Source organism: Candidatus Obscuribacterales bacterium, from assembly GCA_019744775.1.
In the GTDB taxonomy this organism is placed as follows: Bacteria; Cyanobacteriota; Vampirovibrionia; order Obscuribacterales; family Obscuribacteraceae; genus SBAT01.
In genome coordinates, this window is the sequence record JAIETZ010000003.1 from 486,549 (window position 1) to 506,812 (window position 20,264).

Annotated in this window: 20 protein-coding genes; 13 read left to right on the top strand and 7 right to left on the bottom strand. The window is 47.0% G+C overall.

The genetic code is table 11. The features are described from left to right. Positions 1-183: 183 nt before the first annotated feature. The 3 genes from K2Y22_08920 to K2Y22_08930 are packed head-to-tail and all read left to right on the top strand — an operon-like array spanning position 184 to position 5,138. On the top strand, positions 184-2,040 hold the full coding sequence (locus K2Y22_08920; GenBank protein ID MBX9878565.1) for a class I SAM-dependent methyltransferase: 1,857 nt from the start codon (positions 184-186) through the stop codon (positions 2,038-2,040). Between the two features lie 15 nt (positions 2,041-2,055). After that, positions 2,056-3,444, top strand: coding sequence for a glycosyltransferase family 2 protein (locus K2Y22_08925; protein MBX9878566.1), 1,389 nt, complete (start codon positions 2,056-2,058; stop codon positions 3,442-3,444). Then, on the top strand, positions 3,435-5,138 hold the full coding sequence (locus tag K2Y22_08930) for a class I SAM-dependent methyltransferase (protein ID MBX9878567.1): 1,704 nt from the start codon (positions 3,435-3,437) through the stop codon (positions 5,136-5,138). Before K2Y22_08925 ends, K2Y22_08930 begins: the two co-directional genes overlap by 10 nt. Positions 5,139-5,147: 9 nt before the next feature. Here the strand turns inward: K2Y22_08930 and K2Y22_08935 are convergent, their stop codons facing one another. The 4 genes from K2Y22_08935 to K2Y22_08950 are packed head-to-tail and all read right to left on the bottom strand — an operon-like array spanning position 5,148 to position 9,588. Further along, positions 5,148-5,894 carry a class I SAM-dependent methyltransferase gene (locus K2Y22_08935; protein MBX9878568.1) on the bottom strand — a complete coding sequence of 249 codons (747 nt, stop codon included), beginning with the start codon at positions 5,892-5,894 and terminating at the stop codon, positions 5,148-5,150. Between the two features lie 31 nt (positions 5,895-5,925). Next, positions 5,926-7,110: a DUF1574 domain-containing protein gene (locus K2Y22_08940; GenBank protein ID MBX9878569.1), complete on the bottom strand. Its 1,185-nt coding sequence runs from the start codon at positions 7,108-7,110 to the stop codon at positions 5,926-5,928. A 2-nt stretch (positions 7,111-7,112) separates the two neighbouring features. After that, a complete protein-coding gene (locus tag K2Y22_08945) occupies positions 7,113-7,922 on the bottom strand; it encodes a glycosyltransferase family 2 protein (protein ID MBX9878570.1) in 810 nt (269 codons plus the stop codon). A gap of 1 nt (position 7,923) precedes the next feature. Continuing rightward, the gene (locus K2Y22_08950) at positions 7,924-9,588 is read right to left on the bottom strand and encodes a glycosyltransferase family 39 protein (GenBank protein ID MBX9878571.1); all 1,665 of its coding nucleotides are present in this window, start codon (positions 9,586-9,588) and stop codon (positions 7,924-7,926) included. A gap of 230 nt (positions 9,589-9,818) precedes the next feature. Between K2Y22_08950 and K2Y22_08955 the strand changes: the two genes are divergently transcribed. Both K2Y22_08955 and K2Y22_08960 read left to right on the top strand, forming a co-directional pair. After that, positions 9,819-11,270: a hypothetical protein gene (locus tag K2Y22_08955; GenBank protein ID MBX9878572.1), complete on the top strand. Its 1,452-nt coding sequence runs from the start codon at positions 9,819-9,821 to the stop codon at positions 11,268-11,270. 10 nt (positions 11,271-11,280) lie between these two features. Beyond that, complete coding sequence (locus K2Y22_08960; GenBank protein ID MBX9878573.1) at positions 11,281-12,504, top strand: hypothetical protein; 1,224 nt, start codon at positions 11,281-11,283, stop codon at positions 12,502-12,504. Between the two features lie 152 nt (positions 12,505-12,656). Here the strand turns inward: K2Y22_08960 and K2Y22_08965 are convergent, their stop codons facing one another. Beyond that, positions 12,657-13,103 carry a hypothetical protein gene (locus K2Y22_08965; protein MBX9878574.1) on the bottom strand — a complete coding sequence of 149 codons (447 nt, stop codon included), beginning with the start codon at positions 13,101-13,103 and terminating at the stop codon, positions 12,657-12,659. 65 nt (positions 13,104-13,168) lie between these two features. Here K2Y22_08965 and K2Y22_08970 point away from each other — a divergent pair, with 65 nt between their 5' ends. Continuing rightward, positions 13,169-13,333, top strand: a complete 165-nt coding sequence (locus tag K2Y22_08970) for a hypothetical protein (GenBank protein ID MBX9878575.1) — start codon at positions 13,169-13,171, stop codon at positions 13,331-13,333. Between the two features lie 275 nt (positions 13,334-13,608). Here K2Y22_08970 and K2Y22_08975 read toward each other — a convergent pair whose 3' ends face one another. Together K2Y22_08975 and K2Y22_08980 are read right to left on the bottom strand one after the other, a co-directional pair. Continuing rightward, the gene (locus K2Y22_08975) at positions 13,609-13,863 is read right to left on the bottom strand and encodes a hypothetical protein (protein ID MBX9878576.1); all 255 of its coding nucleotides are present in this window, start codon (positions 13,861-13,863) and stop codon (positions 13,609-13,611) included. A gap of 20 nt (positions 13,864-13,883) precedes the next feature. Then, positions 13,884-14,756, bottom strand: coding sequence for a glycosyltransferase family 2 protein (locus K2Y22_08980; protein MBX9878577.1), 873 nt, complete (start codon positions 14,754-14,756; stop codon positions 13,884-13,886). 195 nt (positions 14,757-14,951) lie between these two features. On the opposite strand from K2Y22_08980, the gene K2Y22_08985 reads away from it, so the two are divergent. From K2Y22_08985 to K2Y22_09015, 7 genes are all read left to right on the top strand, one after another. Continuing rightward, entirely contained in the window at positions 14,952-15,509 is a 558-nt protein-coding gene (locus K2Y22_08985) for a sugar transferase (protein ID MBX9878578.1), read from the top strand. Positions 15,510-15,525: 16 nt separating this feature from the next. Further along, a complete protein-coding gene (locus K2Y22_08990; protein ID MBX9878579.1) occupies positions 15,526-16,608 on the top strand; it encodes a glucose-1-phosphate thymidylyltransferase in 1,083 nt (360 codons plus the stop codon). A 161-nt stretch (positions 16,609-16,769) separates the two neighbouring features. After that, positions 16,770-17,120 (top strand): type II toxin-antitoxin system RelE/ParE family toxin, encoded by a 351-nt coding sequence (locus K2Y22_08995; protein ID MBX9878580.1) that lies wholly within the window; start codon positions 16,770-16,772, stop codon positions 17,118-17,120. Then, positions 17,050-17,397, top strand: a complete 348-nt coding sequence (locus tag K2Y22_09000) for a hypothetical protein (GenBank protein ID MBX9878581.1) — start codon at positions 17,050-17,052, stop codon at positions 17,395-17,397. Before K2Y22_08995 ends, K2Y22_09000 begins: the two co-directional genes overlap by 71 nt. A gap of 359 nt (positions 17,398-17,756) precedes the next feature. Further along, positions 17,757-18,773 carry a dTDP-glucose 4,6-dehydratase gene (rfbB, locus tag K2Y22_09005; protein MBX9878582.1) on the top strand — a complete coding sequence of 339 codons (1,017 nt, stop codon included), beginning with the start codon at positions 17,757-17,759 and terminating at the stop codon, positions 18,771-18,773. Between the two features lie 12 nt (positions 18,774-18,785). Then, the gene (gene rfbD / locus K2Y22_09010) at positions 18,786-19,670 is read left to right on the top strand and encodes a dTDP-4-dehydrorhamnose reductase (GenBank protein MBX9878583.1); all 885 of its coding nucleotides are present in this window, start codon (positions 18,786-18,788) and stop codon (positions 19,668-19,670) included. A gap of 16 nt (positions 19,671-19,686) precedes the next feature. After that, on the top strand, positions 19,687-20,253 hold the full coding sequence (locus K2Y22_09015; protein MBX9878584.1) for a dTDP-4-dehydrorhamnose 3,5-epimerase family protein: 567 nt from the start codon (positions 19,687-19,689) through the stop codon (positions 20,251-20,253). The last annotated feature ends 11 nt before the right edge of the window (positions 20,254-20,264 follow it).

Consider the following 20,264-nt stretch of genomic DNA (forward strand, 5'->3'; position numbering starts at 1 on the left):
TTGAGCCGGCCGGGGCCTGTTCGGCAAGCGTGATTGGAAATTTTTAAGCTGAGTATGGGTAGTTGGTCATTGAATCCGCTTTATTGGGATGGGTTAGCAAATATATATCCGGGATGGGTCTTGGATTGCACTAAAATATACTCTCCGTATTATTGGCAGTTTTGTGCCGATAGCAAATAGGTCATGATGCAACCGGCAAATGGCGTTGGCGAAAATATTGAACAGGGCTTGAGCGGTACACCCCAAGCCGTGCCATGTTTTTGGTGCGGCGATCCAGGTAGGCGACAAATCGCCATTAGGAATGATAGGGTCCGGATCATGGAATGCCGGTCTTGCGGTCATTGCGCTGTCGAACAAGTGATGATTGACCTCAATGAGATCTATCAAAATCAGGACTATTTTCGTAAGCAGAAACAACCAGAATTAGACGCTGATAATCAAGATAACGTTGGTTATTCAAATTATGAGCAAATTTCTTTTGCTGACTGGAATGCTGAATTTTTCAGCGCTCTTTTTTTGATGGATGATCTGGGTTCTCGCTCAAGTTCGCTCAGTGTGCTGGATATTGGTTGTGCCACTGGCAAGTTTTTAGACATGGCGAAAGCTTTCGGGTATAAAACACTCGGCATTGAACCATCGTTGTGGGCTCAGGAAAAGTGCATTGAGCAGGGACATCAAATTGTTGCCGACAGTGTCGAAGAGTTGAATGTCGCCGGCGCAAGAGTTGATCTGATTACCGCATTTCATGTTGTTGAGCACCTTGTAGATCTTTCCACCTTCTTTGATAGTATCGCTCAGTGTATAGAAGGCGGCAGCAGGCTGCTGGCAGTTTTTCCTAACGTCAACTTCCAGCAAGAAAACTGGAGTGGCAAGCACGACAGCTTTGAGCATATATCATATTTCAATGACAATTTTGTCGATAGAGAATTCCGCAAACGCTTACCTTATCCAGTGGCAGTTCTACATGGCCCAGACTTAGTTTTTTGCTTTGCCGGTAATCTCACTGCCGAACAACAAGATGCAATCGACTCGATAAAAGAGACGAGTCTCAAGTTTGCTGATCCTCGGATTTTAGACAATGGCAATAGTGTCGAACAACAAGAACAGCTTTGCTGGTTGCAGAAGCGATTGCAATCTTTGAGTTTGCCCGGACTTGTTTTTGTTGTGAATTTCCTGGCTCGCAATCATTCATCCAGCCTGGCAAAAAGAATCCTGGAAGCGACTAGGAATTTCCCTCAGTGGGATGAACAGCCAGCCTGGTTTGCCTTCTGTTATGGACTTGTGTGTCGGCAAAATGGCAATGTCTATGGTGCCACCAGCTACCTGGAAGAAGTAGTTTCAAACCTAGCCGGGCATAAGGATAACTCGGCTAATGGAATTTGCTATCTGGCGAATTTGGTGCGAAACGAGTTGCCGGGACTACTGTTGAAAACGAAAAGCAGCGAGTTCCCGATAATTAGCATTTGGATCAATGATGCGGATGGCAGTGCCGACATTAATAACCTTTTGCAGTCAATTGGACAACAGACCTATCCGCATATACAGGTGCTGTTAATGGATTGCAAAGACGTGCGGAAAAAGGCGACTATACCCGAAGCATATCAAAGGCTTGTACCTGAGGTAGAGACAGCCGGTAGATCGATCTTAGATATCTGGCAGGATGTATCCAAGAAATCGTTGGGTGAAATTGTGCTATTAACCAACGGGCAATACACATTAAGTGAACATTGTTTGTTTGCTATGTATTACCAGCTTGTTAATAGTCCAGATTCTATTGTTGTTGCCGGTGTTCGCGATTCGTTGGCTGAGCCGGTCAATCTTTTTCCCGGACAGCGGTTGATTGAACGACTAATTGGAAAGAGGCTTAACCCTCCGAGAGATTCGAGTCAGGCGCCACCGTTTGTTATGTTTAACAGGAATAAGGTATCATGGGCGGATGTTGATTTGTCTATTGTCGGTGATCCGGCTCGCTTCAAGAATTACTTGCAGTTGCAACCTGTAGTAGTCTGTTCGGATGTGCTTGGTTGGCTCAGTTGTTGAGGTGTGATCGTGCAGATGAACAACCAGCCAACAGTTTCTGTATGTTTGCCCGTCTTTAATGGCAAAGACTATTTGGCTCATGCCATTGAGAGCGTGTTAGCGCAGACATTGGTTGATTTTGAATTGCTTATAGCCGACGATCAGTCAGACGATGGCTCTAGCAAGATCATTGAGGATTATGCTTGCAGGGACAAACGAATCAAAGCTTGGCGCAACACTGAGCGAAAAGGGCTATTCGCTAACTATAACGAGTGCATAATGCATGCTGCCGGACGTTATATCAAACCATTTGCTCAGGATGATCTTTTGGAGCCAAACGCATTGGCGGATATGTCCAGACTGCTCGACGAAAATCCTGATGTCAACCTGGTCTCTTGTGCCAAGCGGTGGATAGATGATAAAGGGCGCTTTTTGAAAGAGTGCCGGACCTTTCCGGAGGACAGAATCATCGTTGGAGATGAGGTTGTTCTGTTCAATTTGATCGGTTGTACAAATTGGGTCGGCGAGCCGGTTACTGCTATGTTTCGCAGGGAGGTTGCCGGTGACGGCTTCAATACAGACTTTTATCATTTTGGTGATATTGAGTACTGGTTTCGCATAGTTAAAGATGGCAACTATGCTTATGTTAGTACGGTGCTATGCAGTTTTCGCCGTCACTCACAAAGTGCTACCTCCAAGAATTTGAGGGGATTGTTTTTTGTCTTGGACATCTTGAGACTTTGGCGATTGTATCGGTCCGTATTGATTGAATTAGGCGAATCGCAAGAAATGACCCGGCGACGAATTGTTGAAATTCTGGCAATGCAGCTTGATCACTTGCATAGGGCTGAGGGACTGACGGTCTTGGAGGTGCTGGCGATTCCTTTGCCTTCTATGCCAGGGCGGCAGCCTTTAAGTGAACAAGCTCATAAAGATCCTCGTGAACAACTCTATTGGCTTTTGCGTGAAGTGACTCGAATTTTGGCTGAGCTGGATGATTTGCGATGCCGCAGCGCTGCGGAACGCGAGCACCTTAATAACCAGATTGCCAACGTAAGAAACAGTACTTCCTGGCGGATTACAGGACCGTTTCGGTATATGGTTCGGTTGGCAAAGTCGCCTCAAAGAGTTCATTCTGTGCAGGAGGAAGTGCCTATTTTGCCGGCTGCCTGGACGACTGAATGTAGTGAACTCAAATATGAGAACAACACCACAGACTATAGTGTTTTTCTGGAAGCAATTGACTATAGCCTGCGTTACTTAAGTGAAAAGCGCGCTGAACTGGCCGGCAACAAAACTGCGTGGTCGAAGGAGCGTCGAATACTTGAATTTGAATTGGACTGTTTACATAACAGTACTTCGTGGAAGATAAGCACACCGCTGCGCCAAGTATCGAGACTTGTGGGAGGGAAACGATGGAAGTAATAGAGGAAACTAATGCTAGCGGTCCAAGCGCCACTCGCTATCATACGGATATCGGGCAGCTGGATGAATCGAGTCACTACGGTCGTCTTGCCCTAATGGTTGGGCAGGGCAAACAAGTATTAGAGCTCGGTTGCAGCACAGGTTTTTTTTCCAGTGCTCTTAGCAAACAGTTTAATTGCACGGTCACCGGCATTGAATTAGATCCTCTAGCTGCGCAGGAGGCTAAGCAGTATTGTCAGCGAGTAATAGTTGCCGATCTTGATGATACGAACGTATTGCAAACGTTCCATGATGCTAGCTTTGATGTCGTTGTCTGTTCGGATGTTCTAGAGCATTTGCGCAATCCCGGGCAATTGTTGTTGGAAATCAGACGTTTGTTGAAGCCGGATGGTTATATAGTCGCTTCTATTCCGCATGTTGGGCACGGAAGTATTCGCTTGTCTCTTCTTGGCGGGCAGTTTCCTTACAGAAGCATGGGTCTTCTGGATGAAACGCATTTGCGCTTTTTTGATCGTATGGAATTGGAGCAATTGTTTGTCAAATCAGGTTATGAACTGTATGAGGTGCACCGCAATCGATGGTCAATCATGGACAACGAAATTGGCAGCCGAGTAGGTTCATTTCCTAACGAAATTATCTCAGCAATTGAGTCTGATAGCGAAGCAGAGACATATCAGTTTATTGTGAAGGCTCGCTTGCAGCCAAGAAGCGAAGCAGGCAATGGCGTACTTTCTGAAAAGGAGGGGAACAACAAAGCCACGGTCGATTGTGTGATATTTGAAACACCAAGTCAACCGTTGAATGACAAGGTAATTTCTTATCTTGCCGGGCTCAATGTCGCGAAGCTTTCGGTCAGATACTATCTTGTGCGCCTCAATTCAGTGATACCAGCACCGGTTGACACTCTGCCTGTCGAACATTTCGAGTTTGGAAATCATGATTTCAGTACGTTTCGCTTTGTTTCATGCGGGGATTTCGATAAGACTGCAGAAGTAACCACTGATGTGATAGCGGAGGGTTTAAACAAGGGAGTGGTGCTCAATAAACTAATTCCCGAGTGCCGAGCATCCTTTGTCTTTGTCACTGATTCGCAAAATCTGCCCACCACTGATTGCATAGCTCTTCTGGTTAACCATGCTTATGGTGATGAGGCTTGTGGAATTGCCGCTGCTTCGCCTGAAATTTACCGTACAGGACAACCTTATCGTGCTGAAGGCGGCATTATCTCCTGGACGCCTTTTACCTCGGTGCTTTTGCGTAAGAGTGCTTTCGAAAAAATTTCTGGTGTGAATACTTGTTTGTCCGGTCAGGAGCAGGAAGTTGATTTTTGCTGGCGCTTATGGCAGTCAGGTAATAGCATTGTGCAAGTGAAGAAAGCTCGTTTCTTTAGTTTTGGCATTTCGTCGTCGAGTAGCCACCTTCAAGAGTATAAACGACTCAAAGATGCTGCGCAGTTAAGACTAGCCTGGGGTTCGTGGCGCGTAGTGGCAGGATTTTTAAAAAACTCAATTTTGGCTGCCAAAGGCGTCAGCCTTGTTGAAAAGGCATCGCTCTTGCTTGCATCGCCAGTGATGCTATTAAATTCTCTAAGTAGGCGCTCTATGAATCGAAAAGGCGCGAATGCTACTGACTCTCAGGGAATGATTGGATTTTATGGAGAAGGTCGCCGCTTTTACGGTATTAGTCCCGACTAGCTGCTAAATTCAGCGCTTGTTACCGGCAGTAATGCTTTGACGCAGTTCTAAAAACCAGCTTACAGGTGGCGTGGAAGAGATTTTGCTCCAGCGAGCTTTGAACAAGTCTCGCTCGTTTTCGACGTGCTTAATGTGGCTTTGTAGATCTCTTACTAGATTTTCGAGGTCGTCAATTCTGGATATGGGCGTGTTAGCTGAGTCTGACCACTTTTCTTTCCAGTCTTTAAGTCGTAACTTGAGCTTGTCAAAGACTTGTGGCGGCTGCGGGGATTTGAACGCTACGGCAACAATTGAGTGTGGAAAAGTATCGGCTCCAGCAAATTCAACGTAAGAAGAGGCAAAGGGTTTGAGAAGACTCTTGAATGCTTCCGGTGTAAAACGCCAGTAATCTGATGGATAATCGTGAATCGGAAAATTCATCACAGATGAAACGATTAAAACGCCATTTGAATTTAGAATTCTGTGAATCTCATCAATTGCCTTCCAGGGATACTCAACGTGTTCCAGGGTGTCCATACAAATAACCGTCCCAGCCGATGAAGGTGCGAGCTTTATGTCATGCAGGTCAAGTACGATATCTACACCTGGACCTTCGCGCATATCTGCGCCGATAAAAGCCTTACCAGGGAAGAATTTCCTAAGATCTCCTATGTCTTCCTGCCCTTCAACTATGAAAGCTCCAAACTCATATATGGGCTCAGAAATCGGTAGACTTAAAGCACAGGATTCCACAAACTCGCTAACCAAAGGACGCATTGCTCCCCCTTCGTGAGGCTATTGGACGTAATTATCGTAACGACAGTTGTTTCTCGTCTTTAATGGCAGTCATGAATCTGTCGTCTTTGCTTAACTTTGCAGCAAGCAGGTTAAACACTTTCAAGCTGCCGTCACCGTTGAGGTGGACGGAATCTCGAAAGTCGGATTCGACAAATATCGGTTCGGAATTCAAGTCGAAAAATGGACAGCCATATTTTTTTGTGGACTTAGTCAGTGCATCCGTATATTGTGTCTGAAACCAATCAGGCAATATTGCCTGATTGCGAGCAATGCGAGGCATGTTGACGACGATGGGTAGTATCGCGTGCTTACGACAGAGCTCGAGTGACTTCTCCAAATAACCTAATTCATCATTGAATCGAGACTGATTGATTGGATAGTATGATTTCTTATAACTGTTTAGATCCTTCAGCCTTTTGTCTTCGTCACCAGGAATGTCGGCCATCTCAGGAGGATCCCAAGCCGCTAGTCTAATGTGGTTTTTGGTGATGCCGGGATCGTAATGGAGCGCGGAATATAATGTGGGAGCTCGATGGAAAGCATCCGTTGTTGCCAGCAAAAAGAAGGTACGGTAGTCAGGTTTTAGTTTGTAATAAACCCATATGCTGCCGATGAAATTGTTGAACGACTCTTCATGGTTGAACGTTTTCCAATTGAAAGCATTATGATTGTCCTTCTTGAAAAATTTGAAGAAGCCGGTTTCCTTTGTCGGACGTGCAAAATTGTCCAGAAAATCCCTAGGAGCCAAAGCAAATATAGCAACCTTGGGGTGCATGCCATTTGCAATTGATTGTTCGAGGGCTATGTACGAATCGGAAACCATACAACCGCTGGCAGAAAAGTTGAAAACGGGCAAATCCTCGTGTGTGAGTTTTCTTAGCAAGCTTTGTAGATATTTGGCTTTTGTATAGGTGTATGTTTCGTAGCCTGTGGTCGCTGCAGATAATTCACCCACCCTGTAATCAGCACATATGGCAGCAAACATTGGCAGTGAAGAACCGAGCAGCAATATTCGGCTTTTTTGAGATTCGGCTTTGAGTGATTCATATTTATCACCAATGGGGTCTTGATCGGATGGAATATAACCGCCCATGGTGACATAACGCAAAGGCTTGCCGTACTTAATTCCGCAGTCTATTAAGAGTAGGAAGAGAATAATTATGAGAAATGAGCTTTGAAATATGCGGTGTAACATGGCTAACCTTTGGGCGCCGGCGTTTCTTGCATTTGCCCCAAAGATGCCGAATCCGTAACATTGTAGGCACGCTCAATCTGGAATGAAGTCACGTTTTTCAGCCCGATGAAAAGCAAAGGTCTGAGCGGCTTAAATGAATAAATGAGCGTCTGCGCTACCAGGCGAAGTTTTTTCTTCAATGTCCACCCTGACTTACCGCCAGCACGTGGAGCTTTTTTGTAAAAGATAACCGATGAGCGTAATCCGGACTCAGCAATAAGCAAGAAGATTGGTGTCTGTATATTCCATCTTTGGACTACGAAGTTGATTACGTCGCGATCCATCAGCGCAAAATCTACGCCGCCCTGGGGTAAATGTACGCCGGACAAATAGTGGACAATTAGCCAGTAAAGAGACGAAAACATCTTATCTCGACCGGCTTGCCCTTCAACAACAGTACGGGCAGCCCAGACAATTTTGTCGCCATTCTGCCAGCGGTGTATCATCTCTGTTATTAATTCCGGCGGGTCTTGCATATCGCCGGCCATAAAAATGGCACAATGACCTGATGCAGCCGACAGCCCCGCACAAATTGCTGCGTGACTGCCGGAATTTCGCGCCAAGCGAATAAGCTTTATATTGTCGTGTCGCTTGCATAGCCCTTGAGCTACATCAAAAGTGCCGTCCACAGAGTGATCGTCAACAAAGACAAATTCAACTTCAGTAGGACTTAATTGTTCGGAAATTTTCGTCAAACGCAGAAATAGTTGCTCAAGAGTTGACTGCTCATTGAACAGCGGAATGACTATCGAGAGTAGCGGTTTGTTCTTCATTCTAAAAATACTGGCGGTAGAGGTAGCAAATACTATGATCTGGCAGCGAACGCATTCCCATTAGTTTGAATTTGCCGCTTGTGCGGATAAAGTCGGTGAGTCTATCGAAGGCAATTTGTGATTCTCGATTGGCAAATATGTTGCCTTGATCTCCCGTCTTAAGTAAGTACCAATGATAATACAATGCCTTCTGCGGAGAGAATTCAAGTGTGTCCCCCTTGACCGACCATTGACGCATTGTGGTGGCAACCACGGGGCTCTTGACCAGTTTGGCGGCATATTCCATGGTGTGTACGTTGAATGACATGGAATTAGGCATTAGTTGAAGATAGACAGGCGTGATATTGTCGACTTTCCGAATCTGTTCCAATGCCCAAATCTGACCCCAGTCGGATTTTTCCGGAGTGGCCGGAATATTGAAATCATGGAAAGTACGCAATGCAATGCCCATATGCGGCAATGCTTTGGCTAGTACCGCCGGTGCCGGCAAAGGATAGGGTGCGTAATTGAAGAGCAAGAATTGCAGAATGGCGATACCAGATAGTGCAGCATAAGCAATTCGCAGAACCAGGCTCTTGCTTTTAAGCCAGGCGTAAGCAAAGCCGGCGGCGGTGTAAATAGCCGGTGCAAGCAGAGCAGGAGCGGCATAACGATCGAGAGGATAAGCCCAGCTCAATGTACTGATAAGCAGCAATCCGCCGATCGCTGAAGCGGCGATCAGTCTGAGTTCGCGATGTGTTTTGCCGCCAATAATTAATAGTGATGCAATGAATCCGCAGAGAAGTATTGGAGTCATCATTGCCGGAAGCCCCCCCAGATAATTGCTGAATACCCAGCTAAAACTCAATTTTTCAGTCAGTTGACCAATCGAATTGGTATTGTATTGAGCAAGTTTTTGCAATGATGGATAGGTGACAATGAGCCACGGCAGAGCCATCGCCGTGGGTATGATTCCGGCTCCGATTAGTTTGCCGCAATCGGCAAAGCGCTTGCCAAACAACATTTGCAGAAAAGCCATTCCTACCGGTAAAAGAATAAATGCACCGGCTAACTGCTTTGTCATGCAAGCTGAGCCAATAGCGAGACCAAGCAAGAGCGTATTTTTGATGCTTGGATTAAACTGCCAAATAATTAGTGCCCAAAGGCTGAGTGCAACCATTGCCACCATTGGAAAATCCAACATAATCTGATTGCTCAGGAATGAAATCTGTGGATAGCAATTGATAATTACCATTGCCACTACTGCAGCAACGGTATCTTTCAATAGACTTTTTGTTATGCCGTAGATGGAAATGCTTAAGAGTGCGACGTAGAAAGCTTTGATTGCAGCATCGACCCATGGTGCGATTCCCAGTATGGATTTGACGCTTCCATTGAGAATGTATACCGCGGGCGGATACAAATAATTGACCGAGAGGAATTTGTACATCCAGTCGCTCGTCAATTGTGGATGCTTCAACAAGTCTCTGTAAGTAAAGCCGTTGAGCACATGTCCTGCTGCATCCCAATCCGGCATGCCGTGATTGAAATACGACCAAGTAATGTTTGCCACCACAAAAATTGCGGTGACAATTACGACCGGCGATATGAAACCGCGCTCTTGCGTTTCATTTGCATGAGCAATCGGTTTCTTACTGGCTGGCTTGGTGACGACTTTGGAAGACATCTGGTTAGCTTTAATAATAAGTATTAGGATTTATGCTCTGGCAAGCTTACTGGCAACTGAGGTTTATGCCAAGGCTATTGGCTTAACGTCCTCGTGACAAACATTTAAACTTGAGACATGCCTAAGCAAATTCCCTTACTACATATATTGATTCTCAAGAATGACAAGAGGGGTCATGCTACCATCTGCCAGTTCAAATATATATGTCCCCCAAGTAAGCGAGTGACAGCATGCTCTTTACAAGCTTTCAATATCTGATTTTCTTGCCGGCGGTTGTTCTTTTGTACTGGCTCCTGCCGGGCAAATGGCGCCTGCCGATGCTGCTAATTGCCAGCTGGGGCTTTTACATGACCTGGATGCCCATCTTCATTTTACTCATAGCGCCGATGACGCTCTTCAACTGGCTGTGGGGCAAGCTGCTGTTCAACGCGACAGACAAGAAGAAGCTAATTTTTGGCGTGGGCGTGGCAGCCAACCTGCTCTGCTTAGGAGTATTTAAGTACGCCAACTTTGCTGTGCAGAGCATGGACTGGTTTATGAAGCTGGTCACACACCACAACCCTGAGTGGGTAGTGAATATCATTTTGCCGTTGGGCATCTCTTTCTTCACCTTTGAATTCATCCATTACCTGTTTGAAATTTATCGTGGCAACAAACCAATTGACTCTTTTGTCTTGTTTGCATTGTTTGCAGCATTTTTTCCAACACAGATTGCCGGACCAATCAAACGCTATCCTGATTTCCAAGCTCAAATGGAAACAGTCAAGAAAATTGAGCTCAGCTATTTTGACGATGGTGTGCCGCTGATTATTATTGGTTTTGCCAAAAAACTTTTGCTTGCCGACAACTTGTCGGTATTGGTGCAAATGGGATTGTCCGACCCGTCAGTATATGGCGCGCCGGAATTGTGGGTGTTTGCCTACGCATTTGCTTTTCAAATCTACTTCGATTTCTCGGGCTATACCGACATCGCTCGTGGTTCGGCAATGCTCTTTGGCTATCACATTCCAATCAACTTCAACTTGCCGTACATCGCTGCTAACGCCTCTGACTTCTGGCGCCGTTGGCACATTTCGTTGTCTACCTGGTTGAGAGACTATCTCTTCATTCCTTTGGGTGGATCGCGTGGTGGACGTTGGATGACCAACCGCAACTTGTTTATCACGATGGCGCTTGGTGGCTTGTGGCACGGCGCATCCTGGAACTTCGTTGTCTGGGGTGTCTACCACGGACTTCTGCTAATTGTGCATCGCGAGTATGCGGCGTTTGCTGAAGGCGTTGAGTGGTTGAAGAAGTTTTCGCAGACGAAGATATACAACACGTTGTCTATCGTGTTGACATTCCAAGCCGTTGTTATCGGCTGGGTCTTTTTCCGCATGACTGACATCGGCGCTGCTTTCAGTATGGTGAAGCGCATGGTGTTCTTGTCGCCGATGTATACGTCGGTTGAGAATCATCACTTCATCATCATGAAGCAGGAATTGCCTGTTATCGTGCCGGTGGTGTTGATTATGGTTGCACTGTTGTTGTTGACAAACTTCCCGGTTAGCTTCTGTAATGAGAATGGCATCTTCAAGAAAATGCCGGCTCCGCTGAAGGCAGCGTTTTGCTCGGTGCTTATCTTGGCGATGGTGACATTCTTGCCGGATAACTCTAAGCCATTTATCTACTTCCAATTCTAGGTATCAGTCGATGCCGGTTTTGACGAGCTTGGCAAAGAAACTAGCAAGCAGCACATTCGTGTGGATCTTGCTGATACTTGCCGTGCTTGATGTGGGAATTGTTGTCGTGAAGCCGTTGCGTCTGATGAACGCTTCCAACTTGACCGGTATCAACCAGAATCCAGTTGTGGCGAAGTTGCGAGAATTCTTGGATTCGTCGCGTAATCCGGATGTAGTAGTTGTCGGGTCTTCGTTGACCCTTGTGCCGGCTGTAAGGCTAGACGACCAATTTCATGGCGTGCGCACGCGCTATGACCACTGGTATGCGCGTAATCACGTGCTCGAGTATGACAAGGCTGATTTCCTTGCACACTTGCTGAGTGAGAAAGCTGGACGCGCCGTCGAAGTCGCAAACTTGGGCGTGGTGGGCAGCTTGATGTCGGACCACTTCCTTGTCGTGGACAAAGTGCTTGCTGCAGGCAAGAAGCCTCGTCTTATCGTGTGCATGGTGGCGCCACGTGACTTTATGGACAACACACGCAGCGAAATAGACAAGACACCGGTGTACAGCATCTTGGCTGACTTCACCGCTTTCAATGACTTGCTGGCGAAGAATCCAGCGCCGGATCGGATATTCGACTTTGTGGTCGGTAATTCGTGGAAGTTTTACAAGATGCGCGTTGATGTCAAAACAATTTTGACTACATGGGCATGCCACACATTCGACAGACAAGCCTCGCTTTTCCTTGCTAACAAGTTTGCAGGGCAGAAGGCTAATCCGAATGACGTGTATTTGGCGGGGCCCATCGCCGGTGTGTTGGACGAGGTGAAGGCGGTGTACGACGTCAAGCCGAACACGTTGATCGACTTGGGTGAGTATAAGAGCGTCTACTTGCCCGTCAACAAGAAAATGATTTCAGAACAGACACCGTATTTGGAGAGATTGTTGAAGCGAGCTGGTGAGGAGCAAGTGCCGGTGGTGCTTGTGGAGTCGCCGTTGACTCGTGAGAATTTAGCACTGCTACCGGCGGGTGAAATCGCGGAGTACCGTCTGCGTCTTCGTCGCGCAGCCGCGACTTACGGCGCTCTACTCATCAATCCGGTGGGAGATTACACGCTGGCGGATTTCGAAGATTCGTGTCACATGAATGCGCGTGGTGGTGGGAAATTCTACGATGCGCTGGTGAAGTCCATCGTAAGTGACCCCGCGTTGGCGCAGAATTTAACGAGTGGGCGGTTGTTGGGGCAGCGATAACTTCTCTGAAAACAGCCTTTGATGTTCGTTATTTAAAAGAGGACGACTCCTTTCGAGAACCGTCCGCTTTCTAGCCGTTGAGCCAACTCACTAAGTCGACTTAAATAGTCGAGTTAAAATCATAGTGATTGCGAGTGTGATTGTCATTGTAATCAATTACGATCTTCTCCATTCGTGCTTTCTCGGAACTCGAGCAGCAGGGTTCTTATTGTTCTTTCGGAACCTTTGTAACCGTGCTTTTCTACAAGTAGAGTAAAGACACATTTCGCGGTGATTGGCTCGCCTGCGGATTGTGTGGAATGATACGACCAGATTTGTCTGGCCTTTTCACGCCACTCGTCGCGTACAGGTTGTGGTCGTCGATTACGTTGACCATCTGAGTTTACGTACTTCCTAATTGTGTTACGTGCAATGTTGAACTCTTTGGCAATCGATCTAAAGCTTTTGTTTTCTTTGACCGCGAGTGCTTTTAGAAGTTCCCAGTCCGCGTTGTAATAGGGTACGCCGGAGTATTTGTGATTCCATTCAGCGAGGGTTTCAGGTTCGCTGGTGGTGATACCGGATTCTCCAAATGTGATGTGAGTATTGTCGTTGTGCATTATTTTCGCTGCCTCGGTTTTTTGCTTTCCTGAGATCGAATATATGCATCGAGCGTGGAGGATATATGGAAAAGAAATTGATTCCGTTTAACGTGGTGTCGTATATGGTGGCACTTTCCAACGGGCGTGTTGGAACACTTTCCAACGAAGGTGTTGGAAGGTGTTATTTGACACACGTCTCTGTCATTCTGAGGAGTAGCATTGCTGCGACGAAGAATCTCACGAGTTAAAGGTGTGAGATTCTTCGCGAAGCCTGCCCTGAGCGAAGTCGAATGGGCTCAGAATGACAAAGGGCGCATGCAATGCGCCCCTACAATTCAGGAGTACAATTTCCAACACTCGTGTTGGAAATTGTACTCCCTAGCATGACGGACTTTTCGGACCGCAATCTACGGTATATGAAAGCTTTGCCGAGTCTTACGCTGACGAGCAATTTTTGCAGCAGGTTGCTGCAAAAATACCTTGGTTTCACAACTGTGTTTTACTTGACCAGGACCAAAGTAAACTAGTCGTCCGAAGGCTCTTTGGGCAATTGTGCCAGTCGTGCAACAAAGCGATCAAGATTGAATTCCTTGCCGCTTTTTGTAATATCGAATATTTCGTGGGTTACTACTTGACCTATTAAGATCCGCGCATCCTCACCCGAGTATCCGCTGGCGATCAATCGTTCGTACGCTACCTTTGTCTCCGGAGGGTTATTGTCTCGTAGTTGATTTTCTACCACGTCGAGTATCGCTGCTTTGACTATTTCGTTTGACATTGGTTCGTTGTTCTATTTCTTTACTTGGAGGGTTGTGGGTTTGTTAACTGGTAGGCGGCTATGCGGAGATACGCGAGGGACATGAGTCCGGTGTACGCGATGCCGTCGAGGTACCAGCGATTCTCGCGGTAGTGTTTGTGCCAGAAGCGGTATAAGCCACGATGTGAAGACAAGATCATGGGGACTTTTACTTGTTTAATAGATTGGCCGTAGTGGTGCATAACCTTAGCTTTTGGTGTAAACCAAATTTGCCATCCGGCTTTTTTGATGCGGTAGCACCAATCCACTTCTTCGAAGAGCATGAAGAAGCCCTCGTCTAGAGTGCCTACTTCTTCTATGACTTTGCGACGCAACAGCAAACACGCGCCTTCGGGTTGGTCTACTTGGCGCTCATCGTCGTGATTCCAGTCGAGCATTTTGTAGGCGCGGAATGTCGAGACATTAGGGAAGAACTTGCTGAGTCCGACTAGCTCGTAGAGCATATTCAAGAAAGTTGGGAATGCGCGGCATGAGCGTTGGATGCTGCCGTCGGAATTCAATAGTTGTGGTGCGACGACGCCGGCTTGTCTGTGCTCGGGGAGGAATTTGAGCAGCGTGTTAATCGAGCCGGGTTGCACTTCGGTGTCAGGGTTTAGTAAAAGAATGTAACTGCCTGTGGCTACTTTCATTGCTTGATTGTTTGCTTTGGCAAAGCCGAGATTGGCATCGTTTGCAGTGAGTTTCACCCATGGGTGTTCTGCGGCGACCATGGCGGCGGAGCCGTCGGCGGAATTGTTGTCCACGACGAATACTTCGACGTCTATGCCGGCTATCTCTTGCTTCAAGGCAACGAGACAGCGGCGAAGGAGTTCGCGGGTATTCCAGCTAACGATGATTACGGATAATTCGGTCATATAAATAGGTTCAAGAATTTTTAACCGCGGTTAAGAAAATCAACCGGGTCTTAATGGCAACCGTCCAATATGATATTGCCTGTTGGACACAACTCCAAGTGTTTTCTGTTAAGTTCTAAGCGAAACCCAATGAGCCGTTCGGTAAATCTAGAGTCCACCAAGCAGCTTTCGAGCATTCCTGAGATGGATCTCAGATTGAAGCGTTTGACTGATTTTGTCCTGTCCCTGGCGGCTTTGATTGCTTTGGCGCCTGCGATGCTTGTCTGCGCGCTGGCTATTAAGTTGGATTCGCCGGGACCTGTCATTTTCAAGCAGCGTCGTATTGGGCGCTTCGGCAAGCACTTTGAAATCTACAAATTCCGCACCATGCGTATAGGTACGCCGGACTTGTCGACCGAAGAAATGATGAAGTTGCCGTCGCCCGTGACAAGTGTTGGTCAAGTGCTGAGAAAGACCAGCCTGGATGAACTTCCGCAGTTGTTGAATGTTCTTAAGGGGGAGATGAGCATCGTTGGTCCCAGACCAGCCTTGTATAATCAAACCGAACTGACTGAAATGCGTCAGAGCCGTGGAGTCTTGAGAATGCCGCCGGGAGTTACCGGATGGGCGCAAGTCAACGGGCGTGATGAATTGGCGGACAGTGTAAAAGTTGATTTGGATACCTGGTATTGCGACAACTATCACTACATGCTCGACTGGCAAATTATTTTTGCGACGTTCACAGCCATAGTAAGTAGACGCGGTGCAATTTGAAAAAGGAAAGAATTCGATGAGCTCGATGAAGGGATTGATTCTCAGTGGTGGTAAGGGTACGCGTATGCGTCCGATTACGCACACGGCGGCGAAGCAACTTTTGCCGGTGGCGAACAAGCCGATTCTTTTTTATGGCATTGAGGCTTTGATTTCTGCTGGTATCAAGGAAATTGGTATCATCATCAGCCCTGAGACTGGGGAAGATGTTAAAAAGACAGTTGGCGATGGTAGTCGCTGGGGAGTTAAGATCAGTTACATTTTGCAAGCTGAGCCCAAAGGACTTGCTCACGCTGTTAAGACCGGGCGCGACTTCTTGGGTGATTCGCCGTTTGTTATGTACTTGGGCGATAACTTGATCAAAGACGGCGTTGCTCCGTTGGTTGAGAAGTTCAACGCTGGTAAGGCTGACGCGTTTATTCTTCTGAAGGAAGTGGCCAACCCGAGTTCGTTTGGTGTGGCGCAACTGAATGGCAATGGACGCATTCTTTGCTTGGAGGAAAAACCAAAAGAGCCGAAATCGAATTTGGCGTTGGTTGGTGTTTATCTCTTCAACAAAAATATTCACAAGGCTATTGATGAGATTCAACCTTCGAAGCGTGGTGAGTTGGAAATCACAGATGCGATTCAGCGTTTGATTGATACAAAATACCAAGTCGAGAGTCATATTCTTACTTCGTGGTGGTTGGATACCGGGAAGAAAGACGACATGCTCGAAGCAAATCGCGTTGTGTTGGATGAGATGACTGATGTTTCTAACAATGGAAATATTGATCCGTCATCGAGAATTTCCGGACGTGTGCTGGTTGGAAAAAACACTGTGTTGAAAGATTGCACGGTGCGCGGACCAGCTGTAATTGGTAGCGATTGTATTCTCGAGAATAGCTACGTTGGACCATTCACTTCTATTGGTGATGGCGCACGCGTTTCACAAGCGGAAATCGAGCACTCGATTCTGCGTGAGAATTGCAAAATCACCGACTTCAACGGACGTATCGTGGACAGTCTCATCGGCGTGAATGTCGAATTGACACGTAGCCAGACGAAGCCGGTCGCCTATCGATTGATGCTGGGTGATGATAGTAAGGTGGAAGTGGTTTAACACCACGAACGCTTCGTCTTTCTGATTTGTAGGGGCGCATTGCATGCGCCCTGTTCTGCGCCGCCATTTTTAATCTGCAAAATTGAACTTTTTTGACCTCTTGACCGTATAGGAAGGAGAGGCAAAACTACGCCTTGACAGCCTGTGGGTTATAAACTACAATGTTTGGTGTAGAGTCAAAAACAGTAAGACTTTATCAATTGCCCGATGGGCGAGTTCCATATCGGATATGGATTGAAGGCTTGCGTGATCATCGTGCCAAGCAGAAAATCTATGCACGACTTTATCGAATACGCTCGGGGAATTTAGGAGATATACGCTCTGTCGGGGTAGGCGTTTGTGAAGTGAAAATAGACTACGGTCCCGGCTATCGAATTTATTTTGGGCAAGACGGCGACAAGATCATCATTTTTCTTTGTGGTGGAGACAAGAGTACGCAAGATGAAGACATCAAAAAAGCAAAAGAATACTGGCAAAACTACCAAAGGGATCGAACGTGGGTCGACAGTTGATTACATGGATTATTTACTGAAAGATCTTCAAGATCCCGAATTTGCTGCAGGTTATTTGACTGCGTGCTTTGAAGAGGATGAAGGGGCTTTTCTTCTTGCGTTGCGTGATGTTGTACAAGCGCAAGGAGGAATGACTTCCGTATCTGTTGCTACAAAGTTAAATCGCGAAAACCTTTATGACATGCTTTCTAAATCTGGCAATCCACGTTTTTCAAGCATGACTGCACTGATTAGACATTTGGGCTTTTCGATACAATTTGTACCTCGTGGTAATTAGCGGCGCACGGAAGTGCGCCGAACTGGAGAGATCGCCCGTCGTTCAACTTGGACTAGGTCTTATGACTCGACCTTCTATTATTCGCGGCAGATTCCTCCATGCGCTGCGCTTGCAGCGCGCAGCTTGGTCGGAATGACAAAGTCGGGGTACGGCGTTCGCTGTGCTTTTGATGGCGGGAGCGCATGACAACGTTGATTTGGAGCGGATTTTGACGTTCTGAATTATTTTTAAGCGCTCTCAGGCAAATATCGGCGGGAAATTATATAGTCAGTGTTGATAGATGATCCTCGAATTGAGGACAATCTATTTGTTGAGCGGCCGGTCTCCGGCAGCGATTATTGTCAAGCGAGAGGTTTCCAATGCAACTTCTAGTCACTGGTGGTTTGGGATTTATTGGCAGCAATTTGGTGCGCCACTTACTCAAGAATCATCCTGATTACAAAATCGTCAATTTAGACGCAGTCACATACGCCGGACATCCGGAAAACTTGCAAGACTTGAGCAACGAGTCGCGCTACAACTTCGTCAAAGGCAGAATCGAAGATAGAAATCTCGTTGGTGAGATTGTCTCCGGTAAGCGCTTTGGCAAGATTGATGGCATCATCAACGTCGCTGCTGAAACACACGTTGACCGCTCGATTGAAGATCCAGGCATCTTCGTTAGCAGCAACATCTTCGGCACACAAGTATTGCTCGAAGCAGCTTTGAAGTACGGCAGCAAGGAAAAGCCTATTCGCTACCTGCAAGTTTCCACCGATGAAGTTTACGGTTCGCTTGGACCAACCGGTAAATTCACTGAAGAGACATCGCTTGCAGCAAATAGTCCTTATTCGGCAAGTAAAGCCGGCGCTGACATGCTCTGCCGCGCTTACTTCCATACATTCGGATTGCCGACATTGATCACACGTTGTTCCAACAACTATGGTCCTTATCAGCACCCAGAGAAATTGATTCCGTTGTTCATCACCAATTTGATGAACGGCAAGCAAGTGCCGGTTTATGGTGACGGCAAAAACGTTCGTGACTGGTTACACGTTGAAGATCACTGCGCGGCTATCGACACCGTATTCCACAAGGGTGTACCGGGCGAAGTTTACAACGTCGGCGGCAACAATGAGTGGAAGAACATCGACATCACCAAGCTCATCATCAAAGAATTGGGCAAGGGCGAAGAGATGATCAAGTACGTCGAAGACAGACTTGGTCACGACCGTCGTTATGCAATCGACAACACTAAGATAACCACTCAGTTGGGATGGGCTCCGGCTCATACCTTCGAGAAGGGCATCAAGGAAACAATTGAGTGGTACAAGAAAAACGGCAGCTGGTTGACGGCAATTAGTGGTACCGCTGAGTTTGCCACCTGCGGCAAGTAAAGGAATAAAGGCATGGTCCGTGATAAGATTTCTGCCATGAAGATATTGGTCACTGGAGCTGGTGGCATGTTGGGGCAAGCGCTTTTGCCCTGCCTCGACTCGAGGGGACATCTCGTAAAGGGTGTCGACAAGCAAGAAATTGATGTCACCAACTTCGACCAGTGCATGGAAATCATGGACCATGCCAGACCTGACCTTGTCATTCACTCTGCTGCGTATACCAATGTCGATCAAGCCGAATCCGAGCCGGATTTGGCTTATTTGATTAATGGCTATGGTGCAGAAAATGTTGCTATCGCTTGTGAGAAGTTTGATGTGCCGATGATGTACATCAGCACGGATTATGTGTTTGACGGTGAGCAAAACCGCCCTTACACGACCTGGGATCGCACAAGACCATTGTCTATCTACGGCAAGAGCAAACTTGCCGGTGAGAAAGCAGTACAGCGTATTCTCAAGCATTTCTACATTCTGCGCACGAGCTGGTTGTATGGACCGCATGGACGCAACTTTGTGGACACCATTTTGAGACTTGCTGATGAGCACAAGCCATTGCGTGTGGTAGCTGATCAATACGGTTCACCGACATGCACATTGACTCTATCAGAGACCATTGCTGATTTGATTGAAACAGAACGCTGGGGTGTTTATCACGCAACTGATGGTGGCGTAACCAGCTGGTATGAATTTGCAAAAGCTATTGTTGCTAACCGCCCAGATGTTCGGGTAGAAGCAATCGAAACAAAGGACATGCCTCGTCCTGCTACTCGTCCGAAGTACTCGGTGCTCGATAAGACGACACTGGTACACACAATTGGCAGGGAGTTGGTTCCCTGGCAAGAAGCGCTTGCGGGCTATCTGCAATTGCGCGGGCAAAAAACAGAGGCATTAAGGTAGAAGTTAAAGGAGTCGTATGAGTTCCGTCATGATTAAGCGTTTGTCCCAAGAAGAGATTGGTTCTGAATATTCCAAGGAACTTTCCATTCAGGACTACAGTAAGAAGACCACCATTGAAGGTGTTCAACTAATTAATCTGAACATGTTCTACGACGACGGCGGAATGCTCGCTGAAATCGCGCGCTTCAACGATAACGGTTTTTGCAAGGTGCTGCCGGAATTCCAAATCAAGCAGGCGACCTTCTCGCAGATAATGCCTGGTGTCATCAAGGCGTATCACTTGCACTACAACCAAGAAGATTTGTGGTTCGTGTTACCGACAGACCGCATCCTCGTTGGTCTATTCGATGCACGTAAGGGCTCACCCACCTACCAAAAGACAATGCGCTTCGTATTAGGCGCCGGTCGCGCACAAGCGTTGTACATTCCACGCGGAGTAGCACATGGTATGGCGAATCTCTGGCAGAAGCCGTCCAACTTGATCTACTTCGTAAACCAAGCCTTCGACCCCGAAAACCCAGACGAGCACCGCCTCCCCTGGGACATCATCGGCGCCGACTTCTGGGAAATTAAGAAGGGTTAGGACAAGTTACT

What these genes read in the sequence shown, in the direction of transcription:
- K2Y22_08920 (MBX9878565.1), top strand. Translation starts at nt 184, where the DNA reads ATGATGCAACCGGCAAATGGCGTTGGCGAAAATATTGAACAGGGCTTG.
- K2Y22_08925 (MBX9878566.1), top strand. Translation starts at nt 2,056, where the DNA reads ATGAACAACCAGCCAACAGTTTCTGTATGTTTGCCCGTCTTTAATGGC.
- K2Y22_08930 (MBX9878567.1), top strand. Translation starts at nt 3,435, where the DNA reads ATGGAAGTAATAGAGGAAACTAATGCTAGCGGTCCAAGCGCCACTCGC.
- K2Y22_08935 (MBX9878568.1), bottom strand. Translation starts at nt 5,894, where the DNA reads ATGCGTCCTTTGGTTAGCGAGTTTGTGGAATCCTGTGCTTTAAGTCTA.
- K2Y22_08940 (MBX9878569.1), bottom strand. Translation starts at nt 7,110, where the DNA reads ATGTTACACCGCATATTTCAAAGCTCATTTCTCATAATTATTCTCTTC.
- K2Y22_08945 (MBX9878570.1), bottom strand. Translation starts at nt 7,922, where the DNA reads ATGAAGAACAAACCGCTACTCTCGATAGTCATTCCGCTGTTCAATGAG.
- K2Y22_08950 (MBX9878571.1), bottom strand. Translation starts at nt 9,588, where the DNA reads ATGTCTTCCAAAGTCGTCACCAAGCCAGCCAGTAAGAAACCGATTGCT.
- K2Y22_08955 (MBX9878572.1), top strand. Translation starts at nt 9,819, where the DNA reads ATGCTCTTTACAAGCTTTCAATATCTGATTTTCTTGCCGGCGGTTGTT.
- K2Y22_08960 (MBX9878573.1), top strand. Translation starts at nt 11,281, where the DNA reads ATGCCGGTTTTGACGAGCTTGGCAAAGAAACTAGCAAGCAGCACATTC.
- K2Y22_08965 (MBX9878574.1), bottom strand. Translation starts at nt 13,103, where the DNA reads ATGCACAACGACAATACTCACATCACATTTGGAGAATCCGGTATCACC.
- K2Y22_08970 (MBX9878575.1), top strand. Translation starts at nt 13,169, where the DNA reads ATGGAAAAGAAATTGATTCCGTTTAACGTGGTGTCGTATATGGTGGCA.
- K2Y22_08975 (MBX9878576.1), bottom strand. Translation starts at nt 13,863, where the DNA reads ATGTCAAACGAAATAGTCAAAGCAGCGATACTCGACGTGGTAGAAAAT.
- K2Y22_08980 (MBX9878577.1), bottom strand. Translation starts at nt 14,756, where the DNA reads ATGACCGAATTATCCGTAATCATCGTTAGCTGGAATACCCGCGAACTC.
- K2Y22_08990 (MBX9878579.1), top strand. Translation starts at nt 15,526, where the DNA reads ATGAGCTCGATGAAGGGATTGATTCTCAGTGGTGGTAAGGGTACGCGT.
- K2Y22_08995 (MBX9878580.1), top strand. Translation starts at nt 16,770, where the DNA reads ATGTTTGGTGTAGAGTCAAAAACAGTAAGACTTTATCAATTGCCCGAT.
- K2Y22_09000 (MBX9878581.1), top strand. Translation starts at nt 17,050, where the DNA reads ATGAAGACATCAAAAAAGCAAAAGAATACTGGCAAAACTACCAAAGGG.
- rfbB (MBX9878582.1), top strand. Translation starts at nt 17,757, where the DNA reads ATGCAACTTCTAGTCACTGGTGGTTTGGGATTTATTGGCAGCAATTTG.
- rfbD (MBX9878583.1), top strand. Translation starts at nt 18,786, where the DNA reads ATGGTCCGTGATAAGATTTCTGCCATGAAGATATTGGTCACTGGAGCT.
- K2Y22_09015 (MBX9878584.1), top strand. Translation starts at nt 19,687, where the DNA reads ATGAGTTCCGTCATGATTAAGCGTTTGTCCCAAGAAGAGATTGGTTCT.